Source organism: Streptomyces sp. NPDC053069 (genome assembly GCF_044546895.1).
In the GTDB taxonomy this organism is placed as follows: Bacteria; Actinomycetota; Actinomycetes; order Streptomycetales; family Streptomycetaceae; genus Streptomyces.
The window spans coordinates 719551-726277 of the sequence record NZ_JBITZN010000002.1; the positions used below are offsets into that span (position 1 = coordinate 719551).

Sequence of the window (6727 nt, forward strand, 5' to 3'; positions counted from 1 at the left end):
TGTCGGGGTGCAGTGCAAGTCGGTAGATTTTCCCGCGGGCACGTCATATCGGGCGGAGGGTGTCCCTCCGCGATGCATTCGACAACGGGAATTCGGGATGTCAATCTGGCTCTCGACCGGACGGGGGAGTCCGGTGTCGGTGGCACATTGATCTGAGGATTGCGTATGCCAGCATCGGGCGACGACGACCCGTCCGGCCTCGACGGTCTGAGGCGGCAGCTTGACGCACAGGATCACCAGTTGGAGGAGGTCAGGCGTAGAATCGAGCAAATGCAGAGATGGCGGCAGGGCTGGCGCGGACTGCTGTCCTTCTGTCTCACGACGGCGCTTCCCTTTCTTCCTGACTTGCTGCGGTTCCTGGGTGAGTCTGTCAGTCATTGACTCAGGGTGATCACAGTCGGTCGAATTCGATCGCTATGTATCAGGTGAATCCCTCGTACCGGTGACTCCGGCTTATCCTGGTGGACACCAGCCTTCCCGTCATTCTCTAATACTGCCACTGGTGCGGTGAATGGGGGGATTTGATGGCCGAGGTCGAGCGTCCGTTTCCTTTGCCCGCTTCTCGGGAGGAACAGGAAGAGTGGATTGAGGCGGCGATCGCCACCCCGGGGGCGAATGTACCCCGGGGTGCGCTCAGTAATATCGCTCCCTTCCTCGTCGAGCCGAAGGAGCTGCTGGGCGCCGCCGACGCTGCCGGACGGCGCAGGCTGGAGGACCGCGCTCTGCGGCGGATCGTCACCGACGCCGGGGACATGACCGTCGTGACCGTCCGGATGCATGGCGTCGGAGGGATCGTCTGGGAGAACAACGAACGGATCAGCTCGGCCTGGCACTCCCTGGCCGATCCCTCCGGCGTCACCGAGCAGCGACGTGTGCTGGCCCGGGTGCATCCCTGGACGCGAGTGACCCCCGATGGTCGGGAAGAGGCTTACGCGGCGCTGCGCAGTACCGTGGCGAGCCGTGAGGATCTGATCGCGGACGTCGAGCTGGCTGCCGAGGCCCTGAGTGGCCGCGTCGGTCACCGGCCCTATGACCTCCGGCAGGACCTCATCCTCAACGGCCAGCAGGAGCCGGGCCTCTACGTTGCCCAACACTTCCAACTGGACGAAGCACCCCTGACCGGCCAGGACGGTGAACCGCTGCATCCCGCTGAGCACTGGGGATGGATGGCCGTGCGGGGCAACAACCGGACCAAGGCACGCCAGGAGATCTTCGGTGTGACGTCGGCGGAGGTGCTGACCGGCGTTCCGCTGAGGAAGCTCGGCGGCGACGGCGACAAGTTCATCTTCGATGTCGATGAATGGCTGGCGCGGCTGTCCGAAAGCCTGAACGAGGAGTACCTCGACGCGGGCGGGTGGGACCCGGACAGCACCTGTCGCGCGGTTCGGGCCAGGAATGTCGCCGTCGTCCAGGCCCACTTGGTGATCGGAAGCACCACACCGCGCCGCCTGTACCGCATTGTCCAGTCGAGCAATCGGCGCGACCATGTCCACCCGCCCCTGGAGTTCCTCCACAACGACCGCAGCCGCGCCCTCGCACGCAGCGTTCTCGGCGCCTACGTCGCCGCCGGGCGGCTGGACGAGCGGACGGCCGAGGTGCTTTCCGGCTCTGCTCCGATCACGGAGCTGCCGGGCGCGCCGAGCGACGCGACGGTCAGCGAGCTAAGGGACCTGCGGTCGATGATGCTGCTGACCGAACTGTTCCCCACCGACCGTGAGAAGCGGTTCGTGATCCGACGGGTGCTGAGCGAGTCGCCTCCTTCGCAGCTCACCGCCCCGGAAGTGAACCAACGCGCCCGTGCCTGGTCCGCGCTGACATCGGAGAGTTACCCCAAGGCCTGGAACCCCCGAATCGGTGAGATGTTCCAGGTGTCGGACGTACGCGAGGGCATCCGCCTCTCCGGCCGTCCGCTGCGGGACCTCCTCGCGGCGGCCGAGACGGACGACGAAGCGTTCGAGGAGTTGGTGAGTTACCGTGCCGCGCACTGGCTGGCCGCCTTCGGCATCATCGACGCGGACCGGGGTTCACTGACGGGTCAGAAGGCCGATGAGGACGATGGCACGGAGGCGACCCGCGTACGGCGCACCGTGCGCAACACCCTCAACGCGCTGCGGAACAACAGCAGGAAGCAGGCGGTAGGGGTCCTCAGGGAACTCGCCCTGGCGATGGACCAGAACGACCGGCCGCCACTCAGGGTGAACCGCTCGGGGCAGCCCGATGTGGTGCCGATGAAGGCCGCCTGGTTCAACCGCGAGTTCCCCAAGGAGACCGGAAAACGCCCGAACCGGCCCATCGTCCCCGGTGCGCGCACCGCTCCCCCCGCGATGGCGGTGACGGCGCGGCAACCGGCGTCCCCGCCTTCCGCATCCGCCCCGGCAGTCACCACCCCACCCCCTCCGCAGGCACAGGCTCTGCCTGCTGCTCCTCTGCCCACCGGCCCGCAGCAGACTACTGTCCTCGGTACCACGGGCCCCTCCTGCCTGGAGCAGTGGGCCGGGGAACTGAAGGCGCGGGTCGGCCGGCTGCTCGACGAGTCCCGCCTGGCGAAGGATGTCCTGGACCGGATGGCTGACCGGGCCCGGGCGGACGGCGTTGCGTCGGCCTTCGGCCGAGGACAGGCCGACGCCATCGTCCGGGACGTGTCCCGCACCCTGCGCGTGCTCCGTGAACTGCCTGAACTGGTCGAGGGGCTGGCCGAAACCGAGCCCGAGACCGAAGCAGGGGCCGGGGACGGAGCCGGAGACGAACCCGGCCCGTAGCCCCGGCGCACGCCGGTTCCTCCCCGGTCTAAGCCGGTCGCAGCCACACCGTCGCCAGTGGCGGCAGGGTCAGCCGGATGCTCGCCGGGCGGCCGTGCCAGCCCTGGGGCTCGGGTTTGATGATGTCGGGATTGGTGACATCGCCGCCCCCGTACCGCGCCGCGTCCGTGTTCAGGCACTCGTGCCAGGCCGGTACGTCCTCCGGAACGCCGAGCCGGTAGTCGTGCCGGACCACCGGGGACAGGTGGGAGACCGCGAGGAGTGGATTGCCGTCGGCGTCGAGGCGCAGGAACGCGAAGACGTTGTCGTCCGCCGCGTCCCCGGTGATCCACTGGAAGCCCGCCGGGTCGGTGTCGCGCTGCCACAGGGCGGGGGTCGCCCGGTACAGCGCGTTCAGGTCCCGGACGAGATCCCGTACGCCCCGGTGGTCGGCCTCGGCGCCGTAGGACGGGTCGAGCAGCCACCAGTCGGGGCCGTGCGCCTCGGACCATTCGGCGCCCTGGGCGAACTCCTGGCCCATGAACAGCAGCTGCTTGCCCGGATGGGCCCACATGAAGCCCAGGTAGGAGCGGAGGTTCGCGCGCTGCTGCCACCAGTCGCCGGGCATCTTCGACACGAGGGACCGCTTGCCGTGCACCACCTCGTCGTGGGAGATCGGCAGGACGTAGTTCTCGCTGTAGGCGTACACCATCGAGAAGGTCATCTCGTGGTGGTGGTACTTGCGGTGGACCGGCTCGTGGGCCATGTACTGCAGCGAGTCGTGCATCCAGCCCATGTTCCACTTCAGGCCGAAGCCGAGCCCGCCGAAACCGCTCGGGCCCTTGTGGTGGGTGGGGCGGGTGACGCCGTCCCAGGCCGTCGACTCCTCGGCGATGGTCACCACACCCGGGCAGCGCCGGTAGACGGTGGCGTTCATCTCCTGCAGGAAGGCCACCGCGTCCAGGTTCTCCCGGCCACCGTGCTCGTTCGGGGTCCACTGGCCCGGCTCGCGCGAGTAGTCCAGGTAGAGCATCGAGGCGACCGCGTCCACCCGCAGGCCGTCGATGTGGAACTCCTCGCACCAGTACACGGCGTTGGCGACGAGGAAGTTGCGCACCTCGCGGCGGCCGAAGTCGAACTCCAGGGTGCCCCAGTCGGGATGCGCGGCCCGCCGAGGGTCGTGGTGCTCGTACAGCGGGCGCCCGTCGAACTCGGCCAGCGCCCAGTCGTCGCGCGGGAAGTGCGCCGGGACCCAGTCCATCAGCACCCCGATGCCGGCCTGGTGCAGCCGGTCCACCAGGTACTTGAAGTCGTCCGGGGTGCCGAGCCGGGCCGTCGGGGCGTAGAAACCGGTGACCTGATAGCCCCAGGAGCCGCCGAAGGGATGCTCGGCGACCGGCATCAGCTCCACGTGCGTGAAGCCCATCTCCCGTACGTAGGCGGGCAGTTGCTCCGCGAGCCGGCGGTAGGTCAGGCCGGGGCGCCAGGAGGGGAGATGGACCTCGTAGACGGAGAAGGGCGCTTCGTGCACGGGGATGTCGGCGCGGTGCGCCATCCACTCCGCGTCGGCCCACTCGTGGTGCGAGGCATGCACGATCGACGCGGTGGCGGGCGGCGCCTCGGTACGGCGGGCCAGCGGATCGGCGCGCAGGGTGCGCGAGCCGTCCGGGCGGGTGATCTCGAACTTGTACGCCTCGCCCTCGCCGATCCCCGGCACGAACAGCTCCCACACCCCGGACGAGCCCAGCGAGCGCATCGGAAAGCCCGTCGCGTCCCAGAAGTTGAAGCCGCCCGCGACCCGTACCCCCCGCGCGTCCGGCGCCCACACCGCGAACCGGGTGCCGGTGACGCCCTGATGAGCGGTGACATGCGCGCCGAGCGCCTGCCACAGCTGCTCGTGCCGCCCCTCGCCGATCAGATGCAGATCCAGCTCGCCGAGCGTGGGCAGGAACCGGTAGGGGTCCTCGGTGTCCAGGACGTTGCCTTCGTACGCCACCAGCAGCCGGTAGCGCGGTACGTCCCCGAGCGGCAGCGACCCCGAGAAGAACCCGTCGCCGTCGTCGTGAAGTTCGGCGCGCAGGTCGTCGGTGACGACCGTGACGGACCGCGCGTACGGCCGGAAGACCCGGAAGGCGACGCCTCCCGTCACCGGGTGGGCGCCCAGGACGGAGTGCGGGTCGTGATGGGTGCCGTGCCGCAGCCGCTCGCGGTCGGCGGGGGAGACGGCGGAATGCGGGGTGTGCTTCGGGGTGGCCGGCTTCTTGGTCGTCACGGACGAGCCTCCTGGGCGGACGTGGCGAGGCGACGGATCGCGGAGAGCGGTACGGGGAGCCAGTCGGGGCGGTGCCGGGCCTCGTAGACGACCTCGTAGACCGCCTTGTCGGTCTCGAAGGCCGCCAGCAGCACCGGATCGGTGCGCGGGTCGCGGCCGGTCACCTCCGCGTACCCGGAGCAGTAGGCGGCCCGGCAGACGCGTGCCCACTCCGGCGCGGGCGGGCTCACCGAGTGCGCCGCGTAGTCGAAGGAGCGGAGCATGCCCGCGATGTCCCGCACCGGCGGCTGCGGCATGCGCCGTTCGGCCGGCGGCCGGGCCGGTTCGCCCTCGAAGTCGATCAGCGACCAGTCTCCGGAGGCCGAGCGCAGACACTGGCCGAGGTGCAGATCGCCGTGGATCCGCTGGGCCGTCCAGGTGCGGCCCTCGCCGGCGAGGGCGGCCAGCGCCCGGTACGCCGAGCGCAGCCCGCTCTCGTACGGTCGCAGTGCCGGCACCGCCTGGACGGCCGCCTCCAGCCGCTCGGTCATCCCCGCGACCAGCGACTGCAACTGGGCGTGGCCGAAGGTGACGGTCGGCAGGGAGCGGGCGAGCGCGGTGTGCACCTCGGCGGTGGCGCGGCCCAGCGCCCGGGACTCGGCGGCGAAGTCCTCGCCCTTGGCCAGCTCGCGCAGCGCCAGCTCCCAGCCGTCGCTCGCCCCGCTGACGAAGGGCTGGAGCACCGCCAGGACATACGACTCCTCGTCCACCTCCGCATGCAGCCAGGCGGTCGGTGCGGGCACCCGGGGGCAGCCCTCGCGGGCCAGCGCCAGGGGTATCTCCAGGTCGGGGTTGATGCCGGGCACCACGCGGCGCAGCAGCTTCAGAATGAACGTATCGCCGTAGACCACCGACGAGTTGGACTGCTCGGCGGTCATCAGCCGGGCCACCAGCCCGGCGCGGATCTCCTTCCCCGGCTCCCGCTCGAAACGCAAGCCTCCGATGCGGGCCCGGGTGCGCAGGGCCTCCAGCAGTACCTCGGCGGGCCGGGGGTCGTACAGGGCCTCGTACACCGTGCGTCCGGCGAGCGGGCCCTCCTCCAGGTGTCCGATCAGCGCGGGCGCCAGCCGGGGCGGCAGCGCCTCGCGCACGCCTATGAGGAGCTGGTAGCAGTCGCCCGGGTGGGGTTCGCTGCCCAGGGCGGACGGCTGGTGGACGCGCAGGAGCAGGTGGTAGAGGCCCAGTCGGCCGTCGGGCGGCAGCAGTTCGGTGGCGGCCACGGGGGTGAAGCCGGTGACCGGGCGGCCCTTGCCGGCGAACCAGCGCTGTCTCGGCAGCCACTCGCGCAACAAGGGATCCAGGGAGGCGAGGAGCGGGGTGGTGGTGCCGGAAGAGGTGACCGTTTCCGCCATGGGCGTCACGTCCTTTCCCCGGTGCACGAGGGGGTATCACTTGTGCGTGCCCCGGGTGGGGCGGGAGAAACCGCCCCACGACCAGGGTTCTACGCCACGTTCCGGCGCAGCCGGAACCAGTAGAAGCCGTGCCCCGCGAGGGTGAGCAGGTACGGCAGCTCGCCGATCGCCGGGAAGCGGACCCCGCCGAACAGCTCGACGGGGTGCCGCCCGCCGAAGCGGCTCAGATCCAGCTCGGTGGGCTGTGCGAAGCGGGAGAAGTTGTGGACGCACAGCACCAGGTCGTCCTCGTACTCGCGGAGGAAGGCGAGGACGGCCGGGTTGGA

The 6727-nt window shown here is 70.2% G+C and carries 4 protein-coding genes; 1 reads left to right on the forward strand and 3 read right to left on the reverse strand.

The window, feature by feature from the left end; all coding sequences use genetic code 11:
- Positions 1-524: 524 nt before the first annotated feature.
- Positions 525-2759, forward strand: a complete 2235-nt coding sequence (locus ACIGXP_RS06955) for a hypothetical protein (RefSeq protein ID WP_399764799.1) — start codon at positions 525-527, stop codon at positions 2757-2759.
- Positions 2760-2787: 28 nt separating this feature from the next.
- Here ACIGXP_RS06955 and glgB read toward each other — a convergent pair whose 3' ends face one another.
- The 3 genes from glgB to ACIGXP_RS06970 all read right to left on the reverse strand — a co-directional run.
- Complete coding sequence (gene glgB, locus ACIGXP_RS06960; protein WP_399764802.1) at positions 2788-5010, reverse strand: 1,4-alpha-glucan branching enzyme; 2223 nt, start codon at positions 5008-5010, stop codon at positions 2788-2790.
- Entirely contained in the window at positions 5007-6401 is a 1395-nt protein-coding gene (locus ACIGXP_RS06965) for a maltokinase (protein ID WP_399764805.1), read from the reverse strand. The genes glgB and ACIGXP_RS06965 overlap by 4 nt, the downstream gene beginning before the upstream one ends.
- A gap of 89 nt (positions 6402-6490) precedes the next feature.
- A partial coding sequence (locus tag ACIGXP_RS06970; RefSeq protein ID WP_363216698.1) for an alpha-glucosidase C-terminal domain-containing protein occupies positions 6491-6727 on the reverse strand: 237 nt, incomplete at its 5' end.

Bases quoted from the DNA above. Each gene is read 5' to 3' on its own strand.
- ACIGXP_RS06965 (WP_399764805.1), bottom strand. From the start codon at position 6,401: ATGGCGGAAACGGTCACCTCTTCCGGCACCACCACCCCGCTCCTCGCC.
- ACIGXP_RS06955 (WP_399764799.1), top strand. From the start codon at position 525: ATGGCCGAGGTCGAGCGTCCGTTTCCTTTGCCCGCTTCTCGGGAGGAA.